2 protein-coding genes are annotated in these 2,055 nt (G+C 68.1%); one reads left to right on the forward strand and one right to left on the reverse strand.

The window, feature by feature from the left end:
* Window positions 1-162: 162 nt before the first annotated feature.
* Window positions 163-1,359: a quinolinate synthase NadA gene (gene nadA, locus ACFVW8_RS39010; protein WP_389698782.1), complete on the reverse strand. Its 1,197-nt coding sequence runs from the start codon at window positions 1,357-1,359 to the stop codon at window positions 163-165.
* A 222-nt stretch (window positions 1,360-1,581) separates the two neighbouring features.
* On the opposite strand from nadA, the gene ACFVW8_RS39015 reads away from it, so the two are divergent.
* Entirely contained in the window at window positions 1,582-1,938 is a 357-nt protein-coding gene (locus ACFVW8_RS39015; RefSeq protein ID WP_024488899.1) for an iron-sulfur cluster assembly accessory protein, read from the forward strand.
* Window positions 1,939-2,055 lie beyond the last annotated feature (117 nt).

Genomic DNA, 2,055 nt, shown 5'->3' on the forward strand with positions numbered 1-2,055 from the left:
AGCGTGGGACAGGCCGTTCCTCCGTTTCCGCGCCCTACGGCGAACGGTGAGGGCATCGGCTGACGGGACGTGGCAGGACATGCCGAGAGCGTCAGGGCGGCACCCCTGGAGCCCGAGCCGTCGTCCGGTGCCGGGGCCTTCCGCGCTCCTCCGCCAGAGGCCTTACGGAAGGGCCAGCATCCGCTCAAGCGCCAGCTTGGCGTACTTCTCCGTCTCCGGTTCGACCTCGATCCGGTTCACGAGATTGCCCTCGGCGAGCGACTCCAGCGTCCACACCAGGTGCGGCAGGTCGATCCGGTTCATCGTCGAGCAGAAGCACACCGTCTTGTCGAGGAAGACGATCTCCTTGTCCTCGGCCGCGAACCGGTTCGCCAGGCGCCGCACCAGGTTCAGCTCGGTGCCGATCGCCCACTTCGATCCGGCCGGGGCCGCCTCCAGGGCCTTGATGATGTACTCCGTCGAGCCGACGTGGTCCGCCGCCGCCACGACCTCGTGCTTGCACTCCGGGTGCACCAGCACGTTGACGCCGGGTATGCGCGCACGGACGTCGTTGACGGACTCCACCGAGAAGCGCCCGTGCACCGAGCAGTGCCCGCGCCACAGGATCATCTTCGCGTCGCGCAGCTGCTCGGCCGTGAGGCCGCCGTTCGGCTTGTGCGGGTTGTAGAGGACGCAGTCCTCCAGGGTCATCCCCATGTCGCGTACGGCGGTGTTCCGGCCCAGGTGCTGGTCGGGGAGGAACAACACCTTCTCTCCCTGCTCGAAGGCCCACTCCAGGGCGCGCTTCGCATTGGACGAGGTGCAGATCGTGCCGCCGTGGCGGCCGGTGAAGGCCTTGATGTCGGCCGAGGAGTTCATGTACGAGACGGGCACGACCTGCTCGGCGACGCCGGCCTCGGTCAGTACGTCCCAGCACTCGGCGACCTGTTCGGCGGTGGCCATGTCGGCCATCGAACAGCCCGCCGCCAGGTCCGGCAGCACGACCTTCTGGTCGTCGGTCGTCAGGATGTCCGCGGACTCGGCCATGAAGTGCACACCGCAGAAGACGATGTACTCGGCCTCCGGACGCGCCGCGGCGTCCCGCGCCAGCTTGAACGAGTCGCCGGTCACGTCCGCGAACTGGATGACCTCGTCGCGCTGGTAGTGGTGTCCGAGTACGAAGACCTTCTCGCCCAGCTTCTCCTTGGCCGCGCGGGCACGCTCCACCAGGTCCGGGTCGGACGGGGAGGGCAGGTCACCGGGGCATTCGACGCCGCGCTCGCTCCTGGGGTCGGCGTCGCGGCCGAGCAGGAGCAGGGCGAGGGGCGACGGCTGGACATCGAGTTCCTGGACGGGGTGGGCCGTGGTCACGTCACGCACCCTTTCTTCTCTGCGAGGAGCCTTTTCGTCTAATTGACGTTATCTATCATATCCGCTTCACGTCACTTTGACGATGCCGATAGCGTCAATGTGACGCACCCCCTCGCGGGGCCGGTGTGCGAGCATGAAGGGAACAGGCAAGCGCGCGGCCCGGAATGAATCCGCGGTTCCGGCGGTTGCAACGTCGGCAAGCAGACTCCGTACAACCCGGGAGAGAAGCAGATGTCCGTATCGGACGAGACCACCACCGTGAGCGACGGCATCCTCCTGTCCGACGCCGCCGCAGCCAAGGTCAAGGGCCTGCTGGAGCAGGAAGGCCGCGACGATCTTGCACTGCGCGTCGCCGTCCAGCCCGGCGGTTGCTCGGGCCTGCGCTACCAGCTCTTCTTCGACGAGCGGTCGCTCGACGGCGATGTCGTGAAGGACTTCGGCGGCGTCAAGGTCGTCACCGACCGGATGAGCGCCCCGTACCTGGGCGGCGCCTCGGTCGACTTCGTCGACACCATCGAGAAGCAGGGCTTCACCATCGACAACCCGAACGCCACGGGTTCCTGCGCCTGCGGTGACTCCTTCAGCTAGAGCGCCTGAGCGAAGCGATACGGCGGCGGGGCCCGGGAGGATTGAGGGGGGGGGCGCCCCGAAGCGGACGGGGCCCCCCCCCCGGGGGGGCGGCCAAAAAGGGGCCCCCCCGCGGCC

The sequence above is a fragment of the Streptomyces sp. NPDC058221 genome, assembly GCF_042882365.1.
Lineage (GTDB): Bacteria > Actinomycetota > Actinomycetes > Streptomycetales > Streptomycetaceae > Streptomyces.